An 18214-nucleotide genomic window follows, 5' to 3' on the forward strand; every position below is an offset into this window, starting at 1 on the left:
CCTGCACGATACCCCCCATGACCACACCCAGCCTCTGCCCGGCCTGCGGCGCCCGCAACGATTGCACCCTGGCCGACCCACGCACGGCCGACCAAGCGTGCTGGTGCTACAGCGTCACCATCGACCCTGCGGTACTTGAAGCGTTGCCCGATGAACTGCGCAATAAAGCGTGCCTGTGCCCGCGCTGTGCCCAGGTGGACGCACAGTTGCGTGGGGCCGAGCGCTCGTAATGCGCGTTGATCGGTTCCTCAGCAACCTGCCGCGTTTCAATCGCAAGCAAGTGCGCCTGTTACTGGTGGAGCGGCGGGTGACGGTGGATGGTGTAGAGGTCAGCGATCCTCACCATGAGGTGCGCGCGTTCAGCCGGGTGTGCGTGGGCGATGAGGTGCTGCAGGCGGGTAAGCCAGCGCGGTATTTCATGCTGCATAAACCCCAGGGATGTGTGAGCGCCACGTCGGACCCGCAACACCCGACGGTGCTGGACTGGCTCGATGAGCCGGATAAGGATGAGCTGCACATTGCCGGTCGTCTGGATTTCAACACCACCGGTCTGATGGTCATCACCAATGACGGCCAATGGTCGCGCCGCCTGACCCAGCCCCAGACCAAGCTGCCCAAGGTCTACCTCGTGGAGACCGAACAGGCCATCGGAGCCGAGTACGCCGCGACCTTTGCCGGGGGCCTCTATTTCGCCTTCGAAGATCTCACCACCCAGCCTGCCGAGTTGGAGGTTCTGGGGCCGACCACGGCGCGGTTGAGCATTGTCGAAGGCCGTTATCACCAGGTGAAGCGCATGTTCGGGCACTTTGATAACAAGGTGGTTGGCCTGCACCGCGAACAAATGGGCCCGCTGGTACTGGACGCCGCCCTCGCACCAGGCGAATACCGCGCATTGACCGACGACGAAATACGACAGGTCTGATGACCGTTCGGCCGGTGATGGCAAAAACCCATTTGTGTGACTTGCGACATCCCGGGTCTGCTGCTTGAATCAAACCGTCAGCCAAATGATGACTGGCGAGTCGCCATAACCTCCAAGAAACACCTTGCCCCGCCCGCGCTTGATCTACGGGCCTCTCAGGCAAACAGCCCGCCATAACAACACCCGTCGGCCAGCCGTCATCGGATCGACATGGGCCCTCCTTTTCCAGGCGTATGCCTACCTGTCACAAAGCTCGTGCAGAGTGATCTGCGCGCCCTACCCGCTTGCCAGGAGTCTTACGACATGAGGCCAGAAATCGCTGTGTTGGATATACAGGGTCAGTATCGGGTTTACACGGAGTTCTATCGCGCGGACGCTGCTGAAAAGACCATCATCCTGGTCAACGGCTCGATGGCCACTACGGCATCCTTCGCCCAAACCGTGAAAAGCCTGTACCCGCAGTTCAATGTGGTTTTGTACGACCAGCCCTACGCTGGCCGCTCCAAACTCCATAACCGTCATGAGCAGATGCTGACGAAGGAAGTCGAAGGCCAGATTCTGCTGGAACTCATCGACCACTTCGCTGCTGAACACGTGCTGTCATTTTCCTGGGGCGGCGCGGCCACCCTGGTCGCCCTCGCCCACCGGCCACGCCGCGTCGAGAAGGCGGTGATCAGTTCGTTCTCCCCGGTGATCAACGCGCCCATGCGCGACTACCTGGAGCGTGGGGTCGACTACCTCGGCAACCTCGATCGCGACCGCGTCGGCCACCTGGTCAACAGCACCATCGGCAAGCACCTGCCGTCGCTGTTCAAGCGGTTCAACTACAAGCACGTGAGCAGCCTGGCCGAGCATGAGTATGGGCAGATGCACTTTCACATCAGCCACGTGCTCAACAGCGATCGACTGTGCTACCTCAGGGCGGCCAAACAGATCGACATCCCGGTGCTGTTCCTGAACGGTGAATGGGACGAGTACACCAGCGCCCAGGACGCCAAGCTGTTTGGCCAGCATGTGGCCAACAGCAGCTTCAGCACCATCCAGGCCACCGGGCATTTCCTGGACATGGAGCACAAGGCGGCGTGCCGGGATAGCCGGGACGCGGTCGTCGGTTTCCTGAAACCGCAGCGCCCGGCCAGTCGCTTGCGCTACCACCAGGGCCAGACGCAGCATGCCTTTGCCATTTGAAAGGCACGATCGGAAAGTTACCTGGTTATGCAGGGGCCAGGTTTGTGTGGGAGCTGGCTTGCCTGCGATAGCATCACCGAAGTGTGACTGACACACAGAGGTGCCGGTATCGCAGACAAGTCAGCCTCTGCACCTGTAACCCACACATTTTTGAAGAAAAACTTCAAATCCCGGCGAACATCTGGTACAAAGTCAGCCGCTCTGAGCGGGTATAGTTTAATGGTAGAACAGTAGCTTCCCAAGCTTCCGACGAGGGTTCGATTCCCTCTACCCGCTCCACTCAGATTCTGCTCTCGCGCCAGGTTGGTTTTGGCGGGGGCTGCATAAAAAAACCGGTCCTTGGTGGCCGGTTTTTTTGTTTCTATCTACCTGAAACTCAGCATTCCAGGGTTACCTGTATTTCAAGGCTGCCAGTACATGATCAGGATCATTATGGAGCGCACGTAATAACGCCCTTGCAGGCCCCTCCGGCTCGCGTCGCCCTTGCTCCCAGTTTTGAAGCGTCCCTACCGGCACATCGATCGCCTTAGCAAACCGTGCTTGTGACAGTCCCGTGGCTTGTCGAATCTCTTTTACCTTCAAAGCATCAACAAAAAATTCGCGAGAGGGGGCGCACTCACCTCTTACGATTTCGTCCATCTGGGTCATGCTTTCGACCAGACGGTTGAACAGCTTTTTATCCATCACTCCCACCTTCGGTTTATCTCGCTCAGAATTCTCTTTTCTGCAGGAGATAGATCATCTTTGATGCCTTTGCGATAGATCAGAATCAATCTAATTTGATAGGCCACGCAGAAGTGGTAATAGATCACTCTGACACCACCGCCCTTACCCTGCACAGCCCAGCGGATCTTCCTAAGTCCATTGGTACCTTGAATCACATCACCCGCCGTGGGATTTTCGGCTAGAAATGCCTGTAATTCACCGTAGCTTTCCTCACTCAAAAGCGTTGCCAGGTCTTCTGTAAATGCGAGCGACTCGATAAATATCATACCCACGCCTATACGTCATTGGCGCACACAACGCTTAATCGGGTCGTTTCCTATCATGCAACTGCCGCTCGTCATTCATTGATAGGCATACGAAAAATGCGCCGGGATTGATGAAGGGCAGACTCTACCTCCAGGCAACCTGTGTCATGACATAGGACGGAACTGAGTTTTCAATCCGAAAAAGCTCCATCATCTTTCCATCTCTATGCCCTTCTCCACCCCCCACGCCAACGGCAACGTCACCGACAACACCCCCGCCAACACCATCACCGCCACCGGCACGCCCAGCGCATCCCCCACGCCACCAAACACCACTGGCGCCAACGCTCCGCCGCCGATGGTGCCTGTGTAGAACAGCGCAAACGCCTGCTCCCGCTTACCCGCGCCGGCCAGGTCGGGCACGGCGCCGTACAGCACCGAAGACGTGCCATTGAGCACCAGGCCGAGCGGCGGCAACATCAGCATCAAGCCTTCCAGCGGAAGGTACACCGCCATAACAATCAGCACGGCCGTGCTGGTTTCCGTCAGCCACACGGTCTTCATCATGCCGATGCGCGCGCCCAGGTAACCACAGAACAATTTGCCGAACGCGCCGCCGACAAACAGCAGGGTCAGGGCCAGGCCGATGCCGGCGGTGCCCGCACCTTTGGTTTGCAGCAGGAACGGCAGGAACGTGAGGAAACCCATGCGCACTGCGCTGTCGAGAGTCCCCAGAACGATCAAGGCCCGCAGGCCCGTGACAGAGCCGGTTCCAGCATGAAACTTGGCGGCCACTGGGGCCGTGGCGGTGCGCGACTGGCGGGGAATCAACCACCACAGCAACCCGGCCGATGCGAGCCCCAGCACGCCCAGCAACGTGGCGCTGGCACGCCAACTGATCACCGTCAGCAGCAGGCCCACCAGGCCGGGCACCAACGTCTTGCCGATGTCGCCGGAAAAATTGTACTGGGACAAAGCCTGCTTCACGCCCCCGCCGTCTTCATAGGCGTCGGTGATCATCGAAGAGGCCAAGGGATGCTGGGTGCTGGCGCCCAAGCCGCCCAACAGCAGCGCCAGTAGCAGCATGACCAGCCCCGTAGCTTGCCCGACCAGCATGTAGGCAACCCCGGCCAGGGCAGTCCCGCCCACCAGCAACGGCACGCGGCCCCAGCGCCTGGCGGCTCGGCTGGCCAGCAGTTGGAACACCGCCATCATCCCGGAATAGGCGCCGCGTAAAAGCCCGATCTGAGCGTAGGACAAGGCAAACTGCGCTTGCCAGATCGGCAGCAACACGTAGATCACATCGGTGAGACCATCGTGCACGGCATGGGCGCCGCAGCCGGCGATCAAGTGGCGACGGCGGGTATTTGTTTCGCGGGCAGTCAGGGTCATGGTGTTGGAATCGGTTCAGGTTTGAGGGGTTTCCAGCCGGTCAGGGCGATCAGCAGGGTCAACAGTTGAAAGGTGATGATCAGCACCACGCAGCCACCCCAGCCCCAACGCTCCCAGATCAACGCCGGGACGATGGCACCGCAACTGCCGCCCAGGTAATAGCAGGTCAGGTACACGCCCACGGCGCCGGCCTTGTTGTCGCGCGCAGTGGCGGTGGTGAAGGCATTCGCCGCCGCCTGGGCCAGGAACACACCCGTAGAACTGAGGGCCAGGCCCAGCACGATGCACCACAGGGATGGCACCAGGGTCAGGGCTGACCCGACGACGCCCAGCACGGCGGCCACGCCGAGCAGTTCGGCATGGGGCCGCGCTTTGCTGAGACGGCCGGCGATGGGGATCACGATCAGCGCCAGCAGGAACACCATGTAAAGCGTGCCTAATGCGGCAGGCCCAAGGTTAAAAGGCGGTAGGCCAAGGTACAGACCTGCGTAGGTAAACGCGGCAACCTGGGAGAACAGCACGCAAAAACCGACGGCGTAGGCGGCCAGCAGCGGCCTGCGAAAAACACTCGAAACCGACGCCTTGACCTGCACAGGCCGAGGACGACTGGGCGGCAACAGGAACTGAATGAACCCGCCCACCATCAGGCTCAGCACTGCCAGCAATTCAAAGGCTTCGCGCCAGCCCACGTATTCGGTCATCACACCGGTCACGAAACGCCCGGCAAACCCACCCAATACGGTGCCTGCCACGTACAGGCTGGTGACTTCCGTCACAGTGCCGCCGCGCCAGCGATCACCGATGTAGGCCACACTGGTGGCAAACACCACCGGAATCAGCATGCCTTCGACAAACCGCCACACCAGCACCTCGGTAAAGCTGTCGGCCCTGGCGGTCATCAAGGCCGGAACCGCCAGCAGCAACGCGGCCACGCTGATCACCGTCCGCTGCTCGAAACGCCCGGTCAGGCGGCTGACAAAGGGCGCGGTGATCGCCACGGCCAAGGTGGTGACGGTGATGCTCCACCCCGCCGCCCTGGCGCCGATATCGAACTGTGCAGCAAACACCTGGAGGATGCTCTGGGTGGCATAGAGGTTGAGAAACGCCGCGCAGCCACAGAGGAACAGGGCCAGACGGGCACAATGCAGGCGCAGTTTCATGAAACCTCTCGTTTTATTTTGTGAGGTCTTTATAGAATGGCGGGCAGGTTCTGAACCAATACCGAATTCGGACCGATCAATACCCTGGGGCCAGGATGCTCGACCTACGCAAGCTGCGGTACTTTCTGACGGTCGCCGAAGAATTGCACTTCGGCCGCGCCGCCCTTCGCCTGCACCTGGCCCAGCCGCCGCTGACCCGGCAGATTTCTGCGCTGGAAGCCGAGCTGGGTTTCAAGCTGTTTGACCGCACCAGCCGCACGGTAACCCTCACCGCGCAAGGCCGATCATTTTTGCCCTACGCGCGCGGAGTACTGGAGCAAGTGGAGCTGGCGCAGGTGATTGCCGGCAAACTGGCGGCGGGCACGGCCGGGCAACTGTCGCTGGGCTATGTCAGTTCGATCGCCTTGTCGGACCTGTTCAGCCACGCCATCCAGGCGTTTGCCCAGCGCTTCCCCGACGTGCAACTGACCCTGGTGGAATGCGCCTCCGGCAGCCTGGGTGCTCAGGTCGCAGATGGCCGATTGGACATTGGCTTGAGCCGCTTGCTACCCCAGGGCAACGAGGTGCAGGCGCTATCCTTGGGCGAGGAACGCCTGGTAGCGGCAGTGTCCACCGACAGCCCGCTGGCCGAGCTCGCTGAAGTCAATCTCGCGCAACTCAGTGCCTACCCCTTGATCCTGTTTCCAACGGATTACGGCTCGGGGCTGAACCAGTCCATCGAACAGCTTTACCGCCATCACGGCCAGCCCCTGCGCCCAGGGCCGACCGGACGGCAGATCACCTCGATCATTGCGCTGGTGGCGGCCGGGCAAGGCGTGGCATTGGTGCCGGCATGCACGCAGAGCCTGATGAACAAGGGCGTAACGTACAGGCCGCTGTTGGAGGTCGATGCGTGTGCGCAGCTGTTGGTGCTGACGCCAGCCAAGACTAAAAGTGTGTTAGTCGATGCGTTTCTCAGCGTGATCACCGACGCCTTACACATCCGCTAATACCTTCGAAAAACCTCGCAATACCTCTCTCCGGCGCCATTCCTGCGCGCTCATACACTGCATTGACCCCCTACCGAAATACCGGCCAACGACCGCCGGTAGGTAGAGTGTTGATAAATTATTTTCAGTGGTTATAGTCACCACCAACACACACCACAAGGAGGTGTTGTGGATAGCCGATATTTGATAGGTCACATCGTTGCAGACGGCTGGTATCTGGTGCGCATACGAGGCAGTCATCACCACTTCAAGTACCCGACAAAACCGGGGCTGGTGACGATCCCTCATCCAAAGAAGGACCTGCTGGACAAGACCGCCAAGAGTATTTTGAAACAGGCGCTATTGAGTTGAGCGTCCCTGGAGGACAACAGACATGCTTTACCCCATCGCAATTTCAACCGGCGACGACGAACACGCCTGGGGCGTGGAAGTACCCGACATCCCTGGCTGCTACTCGGCGGGTGACGACCTGGATGACGCCATGGCCATGGCTCGCGAAGCAATCGAAGGGCACTTCGAGATCCTTGCCGAAGATGGCGCACCGATTCCCTCCGCGCAAAAAGTCACCTTGCATGCTGCCAACCCGCAATACGCGGGCTGTACTTGGGCTGTCGTAGACATTGATGTCACCAAGTACCTGGGCAAGGCGCAAAAGCTCAACATCACGCTGCCGGGTTATCTGCTCAACCGCATTGATGAATATGTACTGCACCACCCCGAAGAAAAAAGCCGCTCGGGCTTCCTCGCTTCGGCTGCGCTCAAGGTGCTTCAGCAGGGCAACTGACCAGACCGAATTCAACCGCAAGAAACGTAGTTTGCCGATGTGCCCGTCGCCCTAGACTGCAAGGACACCTCACCCAGGAGCCCGACCATGCTATTCCACTACACGCTCATGCCCTCCCCCGTCGGCCAGCTCACCCTGGTGGCACGCGACGGCAAACTCAACGCCATCCTGTGGGAAAAAGACCGGCCCAACCGCGTACGCCTGGGTGATTTGCACGAGGTGAATGACAGCCCGGTGCTGCTGGAAACCCAGCGTCAGTTGAAGGAGTACTTCGCCGGCACGCGCAACCATTTCGAACTAGAACTGGACTTCACCGGCACCGATTTTCAGAAGCAGGTCTGGCAGGCATTGTTGACCATTCCCTTCGGCGAAACCCGCAGCTACAGCGACATCGCCCGGCAAATCGGCAACCCGAAGGCCGTGCGTGCGGTCGGGGCGGCCAATGGGCGCAACCCGATCTCGATCATCGCACCCTGCCATCGGGTTATCGGTGCTTCAGGCGAGCTGACCGGGTTTGCCGGAGGGCTGGAAGCCAAGCAATATCTACTCGCGCTGGAAGGTACAGGCCAGGCGCGGTGGGCGTTCTGAGCCACCCACCGGCCTAAATGTAAAAAGAAATTTCAGAGCGACCCTGCGGTCCATACTTTCATCACCCCTTTGTTCAAGGAATTACGGTCATGAAATTCTCCGCAGTGTCGCAATCCCTGTCCCGCTGGGCAGGCAGCCCCCGTACGTTCTACGCGGCGGTGGTGTTGATTCTGGCGTGGAGCCTGAGCGGGCCGTATTTCCATTACAACGACACCTGGCAGCTGATCATCAACACCTCGACCACCATCATCACCTTCTTAATGGTGTTCCTGATCCAGAACACGCAGAACCGCGACAACGACATCCTGCACATCAAGATCGACGAACTGCTGCGGGTGACCAAGGATGCACAGAATGCGGTGTTGAGCCTGGACGGCCTGGACCGCAAGGAGCTGGAAAAACTGCGCCAGGAATACCGCAGCATCGGCAACACCGGCACCGTGAGCCTCAACAGCAGCTGCGGGCAGGCTGCCGATGATGCGGCGCCGAACAAGACTGATTTGAACCAGGCCTAAAAGAACGGCGGCTGGAGAGATTCCAGCCGCCGTTGTTCATTTCAAGTGACGTGATCAACCGTCGCCTTGATGACCTTTGCCATAGGTCGATGCGAGGGCACGGGCCTTTTGCAGACGCTCTTCGAGCTTGGGCAGCGTCTCATCCACCAATGCTTTTATTTCTGGCACGTCCGACGCCGCGCCTTCCTGTTTGAACAGGGCAATGGCGTCTTCGTTTTCCTTGACCTGCTGGGCGGTGTAGGCGGCATCAAAGGAATCACCGTCCTTGAGTTCAGGCATCAAGGTCTCGGCCTTGTCGACGATCTTTTCCCGGGGTGCCACGGGCAAGTCGAGCTTCTTGGCGATCGCCGCCAAATGCTGGTTGGCCAGGGTGCGTTCGTTGATCACCTCGATGGTGTAGTCCTTGATTTCCTGGGACGAGGTTTTGGCGTGGGCCATGCGACTGGTTTCGATATCGGCCATACCTTTGGCCGAAGCCTGCTCGATGAATTCGGCAGGCGACTGGGCGAAAGCATTGCTGGCGCCGAGGCCCAGCAGCATCGCGAAACTGGCGGTGCGTAACCGGATAGCCAAGCGGCTCATGATGGGTTCCTCCAGGGCAAAAATAGGTGCGGGGGGAATATGCCCCGCCCTGAATTCGAATTTTCAGGGCGGCAAAGGTTTAGAAAAAACTCGCCAGTGCGACGAACGGTCGTCGGTCCGTCAGGCGGGTTTGCTGCCAAACAGGCCCGGCAACGCGTGTGCCAGGGCATTGATGGCGAAGCCGATGAACATCACACCGCAGAGCTTGGTGATGAGGATTTCATGACGCTGGTACACCGTGCGCACGCGCTGGGCACCGACCACGCCGATGAGGATGGCGTAGGCCAGCAGGCCGCCGACAAAGCTCAGGAAGATCAGCGAAGGCAGCATCGCCCAGGTCAGCAATTCGGCACGGCTGGACAGCAATGCCGTGAAGGTTGCCACCGCCACCGGGTAAGCCTTGGGGTTGGTCAGGCCAAACAGGATCCCGTGCCAGAACGGGTGGCGGGCCGCGCCCTGAGGCGCATCGCTGCTGCGACGCTGGGTGCGGATCGCGCGCCAGCCGAGCCAGAACAAGTACAGACCGCTGAGCACGCCCAGCACATCAAACGCACTGCTGCCCACTTCCCGCGCGCCCACAATGGCGATCAGCGCGGTACTGCACCACACCACATCCCCCAGCAAGTGCCCGCACAGGAAACCCGCACCGGCACGACGGCCGCGAGCGGCGCCAATACCGAATACGGCCAGCACCCCCGGGCCGGGTGTAATACCGTAGATAAAACCCGAAGCAAGGACGGCGAGCAGCAAGGATGGGGTCATGGGCGCGACTCAAACAGACGGTTGGAAGGTCAAGGGATTCTGCACGTTCTGCCGAGGAGCGCAATCCTGAAAACACCCCCGATCCACTGTAGGAGTTGGCTTGCCGGCGATTGGGGACGGTCAGGCATTACGTGGGCAAGCTGACCCGGCGCAATCGCCGGCAAGCCAGCTCCTACAGTGAGGAGGTGTTATACAAGACGCCTTGCACCTGCCCGATCAACCACTGCAAGCCCGAATCCCCTCCTCGCCGCGCATGCCACGCCAGTTCAACGGCAAACGAAGGAATATGAAACGGCGGCGGCACGGTCACCAGCGCCGGGTGATCGATGCTGAGCAAGCCCCGGGACGACACGGTCAGGATCAGGTCCGTGCCCTGGATCAACTGTGGCGCCACGCCCCAATGCGGCAGGCTGATCGCCACATGTCGACGCTCACGAATGGCACTCAGGGCGCGCTCGATTTCCGGCGTGCCGCTGCCGCGCATTTCCAGCAGCACATGGGGCCGCGACAGGTAAGCGGCCAAGTCCAGCGCGCCATCCACCGGCAGGCTGCTGCGGTTCACCAGGCAGGTGTAGTGCTCTTCAAACAAGGGCGTGGTGCGCAGCTCAGCGGGCATGTCGGGGAACACGCCCGCGGCCAGATCAAGGTCGCCATTGAGCACGCCATCCACCATGCCTTCGCGGCTGGCCTGGACAATCTGCAAGTCAATACCCGGCGCTTCGCGGCGCAATGTGCGCACCAGATCCGGCAGGAAAATCGCGGCGCTGTAGTCCGACATGGCCACCCGAAACCGGCGCTTGGCCGACGCCGGATCAAACCGGTTCGGCGCCAGCAGTGCCTGCACCTGGGCCAACGCTTCGGCCAGTGGAGTTGCCAACTCCAGCGCACGTGCCGTGGGCACTAGGCTGCCGCCCTGGCGGACCAGCAGCGGGTCGTCCAGCAAATCCCTCAAGCGCGCCAGCGCGTGGCTCACAGCCGGCTGGCTCAGGTGCACACGTTCGGCCGCGCGGGTGACGTGTTGCTCGGTGAGCAAGGCGTCGAGGATCACCAGCAGGTTGAGGTCGATGCGACGCAGATCATTCATCAGCTGCATATTCATCATATAAACTTGGAATTTAAATGTGCGCGACGAATACCTTAGAGTCCAGCAAAACCTCTGGGAGATTCGATATGACGACATTGCATTGGGTGGGTTTGCTGGTGCTGGCAGTGATCGCCGGCGCGGTGGTGCCGTTTCAGAGCGCGATCAACGCCAACCTCGGGCGCGGGCTTGGCCATCCGTTGTGGGCCACCCTGGCCTCCTTGCTGGTGAGCATCATCGTGTTGCTGCCGGTGATCCTGGCACTGCGCCTGCCGTTGCCGAGCCTGGCGTTTATCAGCAAAGCGCCGCTGTGGATGTGGGCCGGTGGTGCATTCGGTGTGTGCTTTATTTCCCTGGCATTGATGCTGTTGCCCAAGCTAGGGGCCTCAGGGTTTATCGCGCTGGCCATGGCCGGGCAAATTCTCGCCTCGCTGCTGCTCGATCACTTCGGCCTGTTCGGCCTGGAGGAGCGCCAACTGACAACGCCCCGCGTGTTGGGGGCGTTGTTGTTGATCGGCGGCGTGGCGTTGATTCAGTTCAGCGCCACACCGGCCAGGGCCTTGGCAACGGCGGGCTGATCAGCCCTTGTCGAGGGTGCGCAGTTTTTGCGGCAAGCCCCACAGCAACAGGGCTGCTGCCAACAGCGCACACACGCCAATCACGTACAGCGCCGGGGTGGTGCTGCCGGTCAGGTCCTTGATGCGCCCCACCATCACCGGGCTGACGATGCCGCCGAACTGCCCGAGGGTATTGATCACCGCAATGCCGCCCGCCGCACCGGCACCGGCGCCGGCCAACAACTTGGGTGGCAAGGTCCAGAAGGTCGGGATCGAGGCGATGATGCCCGCGCCCAACATGCCCAGGGCGATGATCAGGAAGGTGGTGTGGTCGGCAAAGATGCCGGCACTGAAGAAGCCCACGGCGCCTAGCAACACCAGGCCGCTGACAAACTTGCGGCGCTCGCCGGTAGCGTCCGACAAACGCCCGATCACCACCATGCTGATGGCACCGCACACATAGGGAATGGCCGTGAGCAAACCGATCATCACCGGGCTCTGGGTACCCGCGCTGCGGATCAGCTGCGGTGCCCAGAAGTTGAGGCCGTAGGACGCCACCTGGATCAAAAAGTAGATAAAACCGAGCATCAGGAAACCGGGAATACGGATCGCCGACAGCAGTGAACCACCGTGCGAGTTCGGCTCATGCTTGGCGATACGGCTCGACAGCAAGGCCTTCTCCGCCGATGTCAGCCAATGGGCGTCTTCGATGCGGTCCTTGAGCAGCGTCAACACCATGAAGCCCAGGCCGATGCACGGCAAGCCGCCGAGCAGGAACAACCAGTGCCAGCCACGCATTTGCAGCACGCCGTCGAGGTGCTCCAGCACCAGGCCGGAAAACGGTGCGCCTACCAGCCCGGCAAAGGCCGAGGCCAGGAACAGCATCGAGGTGATGCGCCCACGAAAGTGCTGAGGGAACCACAACGTCAGGTAATACAGCACGCCCGGCGCAAAGCCCGCTTCCATCGCGCCGATGATGAAGCGCAAGCCGTAGAACTGCCACTCGGCGGTGACAAACACCATGGCCGCCGTGGCCAAGCCCCAGGACATCATGATCCGCGCGATCCAGCGCCGGGCGCCGACCTTGTACAGCATCATGTTGCTCGGCACTTCGAAGATCACATAGCCCACCACAAACAACCCGGCACCCAAACCGTAGGCGGTGTCGCTCAGGCTCAGGTCGGCCTGCAACTGGAACTTAGCGAAGCTGATGTTGATCCGGTCAAAAAACGCAAACAGGTAGCACACCATGATCAGTGGCATCAGGCGCCAGGCGACCTTGCTGACCAGGGCTTTTTCCGCGTCGATCTCATTGGCCGTGCGCGCGCCGGCCTCTAACGTATTAGTGCTCATGGTTTCTCTCCAGCGGGCTGCTCACAGGCGCCCGATTGTTTTTGTTGTCTGGTGCAGCGTTACAGCGTGGCGATGTACGCCGGTGGCGGATGCAGGTCGCAGTTGCGCCCGGCCTTGGCCACCTGGCCGGGTAACTCATGGCCCAGCAGGGCCGGCAAGCGGCGGGACATGTCTAGCAGGTGCGGCAGGTCGATGCCGGTGGGAATGCCGACTTCGTCGCAGAGGTTCACCAGGTCTTCGGTACAGATATTGCCCGAGGCTCCTGGCGCGAACGGGCAGCCACCCAGGCCGCCAAGGGCCGCGTCAAAACGCCGGGCGCCGGCTTCAAAGGCGGCCAGCACATTGCATAGACCCAAGCCCCGCGTGTTATGGAAATGCAGAGTCAGGTCACTGGCCGGCACACGTTCCAGCACACGCTTGACCAGGCGCTGCACCTGACGCGGGTTGGCCATGCCGGTGGTGTCAGCGAGGCTGATGCCCTTAATGCCCAGTTCCAGGTAAGCGTCGACAATGTGCAGCACGCGGTCCTCATCAATCTTGCCCTCGAACGGGCAACCGAAAGTGGTGGCGATGCTGCCATTGAGACTGACCGGATGCCCGGCAGCAAAGCTGACGATGTCGCCAAACGCTTCCAACGACGCTTCACAACGCATGCGCATGTTCGCCAGGTTGTGGGTCTGGCTGGCGGACATCACCAGGTTCAGCTCATCGGCGCGGGACGCGATGGCGCGCTGGGCGCCCTTGAGATTGGGAATCAGCGCCACGTAAACCACACCCGGCTTGCGCGCGATGCCCTGGAACACCTGCTCGCCATCGCGCAGGGCCGGTATGGCCTTGGGCGAAACGAACGAGCCGGCTTCGATCCGCGAAAAACCGGCCTGGGACAGCCCGTCGATCAGGGCGATCTTGTCGGCGGTTTCGACCCAGGTCGGTTCGATCTGCAGGCCGTCACGCGGGGACACTTCCTGCACGATCAGCGCGTCGGAATAATCACCAATCATTGCACCACTCCCGCAGTTTTCAGGCGTTGGATATCGGCCCCGGTCAGGCCCAGGCTGCCGAGGATATCGTCGGTGTGCTGGCCCAGGGTCGGCCCTTGCCAGTTCACGCCGCCAGGGGTTTCGGACAGCTTGGGCACGATGCCCGGCATCTTCACCGACACACCACCGGGCAACTCGGCATTGAGCAACATGTCACGCGCCTGGTAGTGCGGGTCGCTGACGATATCGGCCACGGAGTAGATACGCCCGGCCGGCACTTCGGCGGCTTCCAGGGCGCTGAGCACCTGCTCGATGGGCAAGCTGCTGGTCCAGTGGGTGATTGCCGCATCGAGCAGACCGCTCTTGGCGGCGCGGCCATCGTTGTGGGCGAACTCGGGCGCGTCGGCCAGGTCGGCGCGGCCGATGGTGGTCATCAGGCGCTTGTAGATCGGGTCGCTGTTGCCGGCAATCACCACATAGGCGCCGTCGGCGGTCAGGTAAGTGTTGGACGGCGCAATGCCGGGCAACGCCCCGCCGCTGCGCTCACGCACATGGCCGAGCATGTCGTATTCGGGCACCAGGCTTTCCATCAGGTTGAACACGCTTTCGGCCAGGGACACATCGACCACCTGCCCGTCGCCCTGCCCGGTCTTGACCCGCAGCAGCGACATCAGCGCGCCGATCACGCCGTGCAATGAAGCCAGGGAATCGCCCAGGCTCACGCCGACCCGCGCAGGCGGTGAGTCCGGGTTGCCGGTGGTGTAGCGGATGCCGCCCATGGCCTCGCCGATGGCGCCGAAGCCAGGGCGGTCGCGGTAGGGGCCGGTCTGGCCGTAGCCGGAGATGCGCACCAGGGTCAGCTTGGGGTTGATGGCCTGCAGCACATCCCAGCCCAGGCCGAGTTTTTCCAGGCCACCGGGGCGCAGGTTTTCGATGAGTACGTCGGCGTCGCCGAGCAGTTGCTTGATCAGGCCCAGGCCTTCCGGGGACTTGAGGTTCAGGGCCAGGGATTTCTTGTTGCGCGATTGCAGGTACCACCACAGCGACGTGCCTTCGTGCAGCTTTCGCCATTTGCGAAGCGGGTCGCCCTGGCCCATGGCTTCGATCTTGATCACCTCGGCGCCAAACTCGGCCATCAGCCGCGCGGCGAACGGCGCGGCAATCAGGGTGCCGATCTCGATCACCTTGATACCGCTCAGGGGAGCCGTCATGGGGTGTACCTCTTGTTCTTGGAATGTGGGGCCAAGACTAGAGGGCAGCCACAGGAGAAATCCAACCGTCAGTTGGCAACGAGCGTTCGCCAAACACGAACATCCAAGGAATTATCTGTAGGATCCGACTTACCGGCGATGGCTGTCTCAAGGTTTGCGCCGGTTTCGAGGCCGCCATCGCCGGCAAGCCGGGCTCCTACAGATAACCGCATTCCCCTGTGGGAGCCGGGCTTGCCCGCGATGAGGCCGACAGGGTTTCAGTTACACCAGCGCCTTGCGCAAGTAGTCGAAAAGCAGGCGACTGACTGGCGACAGTTGCGCCTCATCGCGCACCACCAGGATCAGGCTGCGATCCGACCAGGCATCCGTCAACGGCACCGCGTGCAGGCCCAGCGCCCGGCCGAACAATTCATAGGCCTTGTGCGGCAGGATGCCAATGCCCATGTTCGCCTGGACCATCCGGCACATCGCATCAAACCCCGGCACATGAATGCGCAGGCGCAGCATCTTGCCCGCCTCGCGCGCGGCGGCGTGGGTGCGCATGTTGATCGAACTGGCGGCGTGCAAGCCGACATAATCGCTGTCCAGGGTCTCGGCGAACGCCAGGCTGTCGCGCGTGGCCAGCGGATGATCGGCGGGCATCAGCACCACCAGTTTGTCGAGACGGTAGGTCACGCCGGGCAAGCCTTTGGTGTCGGCGTCACTGGAGCAGATGCCCAGGTCGGCCACACCATCGAGCACGCCTTGCACCACGCCGTTGCTGGGGCGCTCTTCCAGATCGGTTTTCACTTCGGGGTGCAGCTGGGAAAAATCCCGTAAATCTTCAGGAAGAAACTGAATGATCGCCGACAGGTTGGCCAGCATCCGCACATAACCGCGCACGCCGTGGCTGTGCTCGCCCAGCTCCAGGCCCATTTTTTCGACGTTGAACAACATCTGCCGGGCGTGGTGCAACAGGGTTTCCCCGGCGGCGGTCAGGTCCATGCCCTTGGCACGGCGCACGAACAGGCTCACACCCAGCACTTGCTCCAGCTCCATCAAGCGCTTGCTGGCCGCCGACACGGCAATGGCTTCGCGGTTGGCGGCACGGGTCAAGGTGCCCTCCTCGTAGACCGCGACGAACAGTTGCAAAGTGATCAGGTCCAGCCGGCGCACCAGGCTTTTGTGCAACATCAGTGACGCTCGTCAGCCAAGCGATTGATCCCGGCCTGTTCCACCACCGGCTGCGGCGCCCCCACGCTCGCCGCCTGCAACATCGCCCGGCCGACGGTCTCGGTGCTCACTACCCAATCCGGTTTGATCCGACGAAAGAACGACAACAACGGCCCGAGCACGGTGTAGAACGACTGGTACAACGGCGTTTTGGAACGCACGCCATGCAACGGCTGGATCACCCCCGGCCGAAACAGGTACACCGCCTTGAACGGCAGGCGCAGCAAGGCGTTCTCGGTCTTGCCCTTGACCCGCGCCCACATCGACTTGCCGGCTTCGGAACTGTCGGTGCCAGCGCCGGACACGTAGATAAACGTCATCTGCGGATTGAGCCGCGCCAGGGTGCTGGCCGCGACCAGCGTGAGGTCATAGGTGAGGTGGGTGTACTTGATCTCGTTCATCCCCGCCGAAGAAACGCCAAGGCAGAAGAAGCAGGCGTCGAAGCCTTGCAGCAGGTTTTCCAGTGGCTGGAAATCCAGCATGTCGCTGTGCAACACCTGATGCAGCTTGCCGTGTTGCTGCGTCAACGGCGTGCGGCCGACGGCGACGACTTCCTGGACATCGGCGGCCGACAGGCACTCACGCAGCACGCCTTGGCCGACCATGCCGGTGGCGCCGAATAGCAGAACTCTCATAGGGGGACCTCAGCGGCAAGCCGCAAGCTTCATGCTCAAGTTGAATGCAGTGCGAGATTCACACCTTACCAGCTTGTAGCTTAACGCTTGCAGCTTGCCACTGCCCGGCTCAGAACGCGCTGCGAAAGATCTCCTCGATCTGACGCTGATCGGCGCGCCGTGGGTTGGTCAACCCGCAGGCGTCCTTCAAGGCATTGGTGGCGAGCAGGGGAATGTCCTGCAATTTGGCCCCCAGTTCCCGCAGGCCGGCCGGGATCTCGACGTCGTGGGACAAGCTGCGGATCGCGGCGATGGCGGCTTGCGCGCCTTCTTCCGGGGTGCGGCCCTTGATGTCGGCGCCCAGTGCGCGCGCCACATCGCTCAAGCGTTTGGCGCTGACGCTGGCGTTGAAGCTTTGCACATGAGGCAGCAACACCGCGTTGCACACGCCGTGGGGCAGGTCATACAGGCCGCCCAGTTGATGAGCCATGGCGTGCACGAAACCCAGGGACGCGTTGTTGAAGGCCATGCCTGCCAGGAATTGCGCGTAGGCCATGTTTTCCCGCGCCGCCTGATCGCTGCCATCGCGGACCGCCAGGCGCAGGTTGGCGCTGATCAGCTCGATGGCCTTGATCGCACAGGCGTCGGTGATCGGCGTGGCGGCGGTGGACACGTAGGCCTCGATGGCGTGAGTCAGGGCGTCCATACCGGTGGCGGCGGTGAGGCCCTTGGGCATGCCGACCATCAGCGCCGGGTCGTTGACCGACAGCAGCGGCGTGACGTTGCGGTCGACAATGGCCATTTTCACGTGGCGGGTTTGGTCGGTGATGATGCAGAAACGGGTCATCTCGCTGGCGGTGCCGGCCGTGGTGTTGATGGCCACCAGCGGCAGTTGCGGCTTGCTCGATTGATCGACCCCTTCGTAGTCGCCGATGTGCCCGCCGTTGGTGGCGCACAGGGCGATGCCCTTGGCGCAGTCATGGGGCGAACCGCCGCCCAGGGACACCACGCAATCACAGGCGCTCTGCTGCAACAGCGCCAGGCCGTTCTCGACGTTCTCAACCGTGGGGTTGGGTTTGGCGCCGTCGTAGATCACTGAGTCGATGTCCTGCATGGCCAGTTTCTCGGCAATCATGCTGGCAACGCCGGCCTTGGCAAGGCCCGCGTCCGTGACGATCAGCGCCTTGCGAAAACCATAGTTGCGGATGGCGGTCATGGCTTCGTCGAGGCAGTCGATGCCCATGATGTTGACGGCGGGGATGAAGAAGGTGCTGCTCATGGTCAATCCTCAGAGGCGTTATGCCAACAGAATCCACCTCTACCGCGCGGCGTATCTTGATCAGGATCAACGCC

General features: G+C 61.6%; 22 protein-coding genes and 1 tRNA gene. 10 read left to right on the plus strand and 13 right to left on the minus strand.

Translation table 11 applies throughout. The annotated features are described in order from the left end of the window. Positions 1-17: 17 nt before the first annotated feature. The 4 genes from M2394_RS04095 (at position 18) to M2394_RS04110 (ending at position 2389) form a co-directional block, all read left to right on the plus strand. A complete protein-coding gene (locus M2394_RS04095; RefSeq protein WP_178921016.1) occupies positions 18-230 on the plus strand; it encodes a cysteine-rich CWC family protein in 213 nt (70 codons plus the stop codon). Beyond that, positions 230-922, plus strand: a complete 693-nt coding sequence (locus tag M2394_RS04100) for a 16S rRNA pseudouridine(516) synthase (protein WP_259171733.1) — start codon at positions 230-232, stop codon at positions 920-922. The genes M2394_RS04095 and M2394_RS04100 overlap by 1 nt, the downstream gene beginning before the upstream one ends. Before the next feature lie 303 nt (positions 923-1225). Next, positions 1226-2110 carry an alpha/beta fold hydrolase gene (locus M2394_RS04105; protein ID WP_259171734.1) on the plus strand — a complete coding sequence of 295 codons (885 nt, stop codon included), beginning with the start codon at positions 1226-1228 and terminating at the stop codon, positions 2108-2110. Positions 2111-2315: 205 nt separating this feature from the next. After that, positions 2316-2389, plus strand: a tRNA-Gly gene (locus M2394_RS04110). Between the two features lie 111 nt (positions 2390-2500). On the opposite strand, the gene M2394_RS04115 is transcribed toward M2394_RS04110, so the two are convergent. The 4 genes from M2394_RS04115 to M2394_RS04130 all read right to left on the minus strand — a co-directional run bounded on the left by M2394_RS04115 (position 2501) and on the right by M2394_RS04130 (position 5633). Further along, the gene (locus M2394_RS04115) at positions 2501-2794 is read right to left on the minus strand and encodes a DNA-binding transcriptional regulator (RefSeq protein ID WP_178921009.1); all 294 of its coding nucleotides are present in this window, start codon (positions 2792-2794) and stop codon (positions 2501-2503) included. Further along, positions 2794-3102 carry a hypothetical protein gene (locus tag M2394_RS04120; protein ID WP_178921007.1) on the minus strand — a complete coding sequence of 103 codons (309 nt, stop codon included), beginning with the start codon at positions 3100-3102 and terminating at the stop codon, positions 2794-2796. The genes M2394_RS04115 and M2394_RS04120 overlap by 1 nt, the downstream gene beginning before the upstream one ends. Positions 3103-3291: 189 nt before the next feature. Next, on the minus strand, positions 3292-4473 hold the full coding sequence (locus M2394_RS04125; protein WP_259171735.1) for an MFS transporter: 1182 nt from the start codon (positions 4471-4473) through the stop codon (positions 3292-3294). Next, a complete protein-coding gene (locus M2394_RS04130) occupies positions 4470-5633 on the minus strand; it encodes an MFS transporter (RefSeq protein WP_259171736.1) in 1164 nt (387 codons plus the stop codon). The genes M2394_RS04125 and M2394_RS04130 overlap by 4 nt, the downstream gene beginning before the upstream one ends. Positions 5634-5728: 95 nt before the next feature. Between M2394_RS04130 and M2394_RS04135 the strand changes: the two genes are divergently transcribed. From M2394_RS04135 to M2394_RS04155, 5 genes are all read left to right on the plus strand, one after another. Beyond that, a complete protein-coding gene (locus M2394_RS04135; protein WP_178921002.1) occupies positions 5729-6622 on the plus strand; it encodes a LysR family transcriptional regulator in 894 nt (297 codons plus the stop codon). 168 nt (positions 6623-6790) lie between these two features. Further along, a complete protein-coding gene (locus M2394_RS04140) occupies positions 6791-6973 on the plus strand; it encodes a type II toxin-antitoxin system HicA family toxin (protein ID WP_259171737.1) in 183 nt (60 codons plus the stop codon). 22 nt (positions 6974-6995) lie between these two features. After that, positions 6996-7406, plus strand: coding sequence for a type II toxin-antitoxin system HicB family antitoxin (locus M2394_RS04145; RefSeq protein ID WP_259171738.1), 411 nt, complete (start codon positions 6996-6998; stop codon positions 7404-7406). An 87-nt stretch (positions 7407-7493) separates the two neighbouring features. After that, on the plus strand, positions 7494-7994 hold the full coding sequence (locus M2394_RS04150; protein WP_178920996.1) for a methylated-DNA--[protein]-cysteine S-methyltransferase: 501 nt from the start codon (positions 7494-7496) through the stop codon (positions 7992-7994). An 89-nt stretch (positions 7995-8083) separates the two neighbouring features. Continuing rightward, positions 8084-8509 carry a low affinity iron permease family protein gene (locus tag M2394_RS04155; protein WP_178920994.1) on the plus strand — a complete coding sequence of 142 codons (426 nt, stop codon included), beginning with the start codon at positions 8084-8086 and terminating at the stop codon, positions 8507-8509. 54 nt (positions 8510-8563) lie between these two features. Here the strand turns inward: M2394_RS04155 and M2394_RS04160 are convergent, their stop codons facing one another. From M2394_RS04160 to M2394_RS04170, 3 genes are all read right to left on the minus strand, one after another. Further along, on the minus strand, positions 8564-9091 hold the full coding sequence (locus M2394_RS04160; protein ID WP_178920992.1) for a DUF4142 domain-containing protein: 528 nt from the start codon (positions 9089-9091) through the stop codon (positions 8564-8566). 120 nt (positions 9092-9211) lie between these two features. Then, positions 9212-9853, minus strand: coding sequence for a LysE family translocator (locus tag M2394_RS04165; RefSeq protein WP_176999214.1), 642 nt, complete (start codon positions 9851-9853; stop codon positions 9212-9214). A gap of 172 nt (positions 9854-10025) precedes the next feature. Then, entirely contained in the window at positions 10026-10946 is a 921-nt protein-coding gene (locus M2394_RS04170) for a LysR family transcriptional regulator (RefSeq protein WP_405046555.1), read from the minus strand. A gap of 77 nt (positions 10947-11023) precedes the next feature. Here M2394_RS04170 and M2394_RS04175 point away from each other — a divergent pair, with 77 nt between their 5' ends. Beyond that, positions 11024-11512 carry a DMT family transporter gene (locus M2394_RS04175; protein ID WP_259171741.1) on the plus strand — a complete coding sequence of 163 codons (489 nt, stop codon included), beginning with the start codon at positions 11024-11026 and terminating at the stop codon, positions 11510-11512. On the opposite strand, the gene M2394_RS04180 is transcribed toward M2394_RS04175, so the two are convergent. From M2394_RS04180 to yiaY, 6 genes are all read right to left on the minus strand, one after another. After that, entirely contained in the window at positions 11513-12844 is a 1332-nt protein-coding gene (locus M2394_RS04180; RefSeq protein ID WP_178920986.1) for an MFS transporter, read from the minus strand. 59 nt (positions 12845-12903) lie between these two features. Continuing rightward, positions 12904-13845, minus strand: coding sequence for a hydroxymethylglutaryl-CoA lyase (locus tag M2394_RS04185; RefSeq protein ID WP_259171742.1), 942 nt, complete (start codon positions 13843-13845; stop codon positions 12904-12906). Then, positions 13842-15035, minus strand: coding sequence for a CaiB/BaiF CoA-transferase family protein (locus M2394_RS04190; protein ID WP_178920982.1), 1194 nt, complete (start codon positions 15033-15035; stop codon positions 13842-13844). Before M2394_RS04190 ends, M2394_RS04185 begins: the two co-directional genes overlap by 4 nt. Before the next feature lie 261 nt (positions 15036-15296). Then, a complete protein-coding gene (locus M2394_RS04195) occupies positions 15297-16208 on the minus strand; it encodes a LysR family transcriptional regulator (protein ID WP_259171743.1) in 912 nt (303 codons plus the stop codon). Continuing rightward, complete coding sequence (locus M2394_RS04200) at positions 16208-16882, minus strand: NAD(P)H-binding protein (RefSeq protein WP_259171744.1); 675 nt, start codon at positions 16880-16882, stop codon at positions 16208-16210. Before M2394_RS04200 ends, M2394_RS04195 begins: the two co-directional genes overlap by 1 nt. A gap of 109 nt (positions 16883-16991) precedes the next feature. After that, positions 16992-18140: an L-threonine dehydrogenase gene (gene yiaY / locus M2394_RS04205; RefSeq protein ID WP_178920976.1), complete on the minus strand. Its 1149-nt coding sequence runs from the start codon at positions 18138-18140 to the stop codon at positions 16992-16994. Positions 18141-18214: the final 74 nt, after the last annotated feature.

Origin of the sequence: Pseudomonas sp. BIGb0164, from assembly GCF_024810135.1 — a bacterium.
Taxonomy (GTDB): Bacteria; Pseudomonadota; Gammaproteobacteria; order Pseudomonadales; family Pseudomonadaceae; genus Aquipseudomonas.

Coding starts and splice junctions, on each gene's coding strand:
- M2394_RS04095 (WP_178921016.1), top strand. CDS start 18: ATGACCACACCCAGCCTCTGCCCGGCCTGCGGCGCCCGCAACGATTGC.
- M2394_RS04100 (WP_259171733.1), top strand. CDS start 230: ATGCGCGTTGATCGGTTCCTCAGCAACCTGCCGCGTTTCAATCGCAAG.
- M2394_RS04105 (WP_259171734.1), top strand. CDS start 1,226: ATGAGGCCAGAAATCGCTGTGTTGGATATACAGGGTCAGTATCGGGTT.
- M2394_RS04115 (WP_178921009.1), bottom strand. CDS start 2,794: ATGGATAAAAAGCTGTTCAACCGTCTGGTCGAAAGCATGACCCAGATG.
- M2394_RS04120 (WP_178921007.1), bottom strand. CDS start 3,102: ATGATATTTATCGAGTCGCTCGCATTTACAGAAGACCTGGCAACGCTT.
- M2394_RS04125 (WP_259171735.1), bottom strand. CDS start 4,473: ATGACCCTGACTGCCCGCGAAACAAATACCCGCCGTCGCCACTTGATC.
- M2394_RS04130 (WP_259171736.1), bottom strand. CDS start 5,633: ATGAAACTGCGCCTGCATTGTGCCCGTCTGGCCCTGTTCCTCTGTGGC.
- M2394_RS04135 (WP_178921002.1), top strand. CDS start 5,729: ATGCTCGACCTACGCAAGCTGCGGTACTTTCTGACGGTCGCCGAAGAA.
- M2394_RS04145 (WP_259171738.1), top strand. CDS start 6,996: ATGCTTTACCCCATCGCAATTTCAACCGGCGACGACGAACACGCCTGG.
- M2394_RS04150 (WP_178920996.1), top strand. CDS start 7,494: ATGCTATTCCACTACACGCTCATGCCCTCCCCCGTCGGCCAGCTCACC.
- M2394_RS04155 (WP_178920994.1), top strand. CDS start 8,084: ATGAAATTCTCCGCAGTGTCGCAATCCCTGTCCCGCTGGGCAGGCAGC.
- M2394_RS04160 (WP_178920992.1), bottom strand. CDS start 9,091: ATGAGCCGCTTGGCTATCCGGTTACGCACCGCCAGTTTCGCGATGCTG.
- M2394_RS04165 (WP_176999214.1), bottom strand. CDS start 9,853: ATGACCCCATCCTTGCTGCTCGCCGTCCTTGCTTCGGGTTTTATCTAC.
- M2394_RS04170 (WP_405046555.1), bottom strand. CDS start 10,946: ATGCAGCTGATGAATGATCTGCGTCGCATCGACCTCAACCTGCTGGTG.
- M2394_RS04175 (WP_259171741.1), top strand. CDS start 11,024: ATGACGACATTGCATTGGGTGGGTTTGCTGGTGCTGGCAGTGATCGCC.
- M2394_RS04180 (WP_178920986.1), bottom strand. CDS start 12,844: ATGAGCACTAATACGTTAGAGGCCGGCGCGCGCACGGCCAATGAGATC.
- M2394_RS04185 (WP_259171742.1), bottom strand. CDS start 13,845: ATGATTGGTGATTATTCCGACGCGCTGATCGTGCAGGAAGTGTCCCCG.
- M2394_RS04190 (WP_178920982.1), bottom strand. CDS start 15,035: ATGACGGCTCCCCTGAGCGGTATCAAGGTGATCGAGATCGGCACCCTG.
- M2394_RS04195 (WP_259171743.1), bottom strand. CDS start 16,208: ATGTTGCACAAAAGCCTGGTGCGCCGGCTGGACCTGATCACTTTGCAA.
- M2394_RS04200 (WP_259171744.1), bottom strand. CDS start 16,882: ATGAGAGTTCTGCTATTCGGCGCCACCGGCATGGTCGGCCAAGGCGTG.
- yiaY (WP_178920976.1), bottom strand. CDS start 18,140: ATGAGCAGCACCTTCTTCATCCCCGCCGTCAACATCATGGGCATCGAC.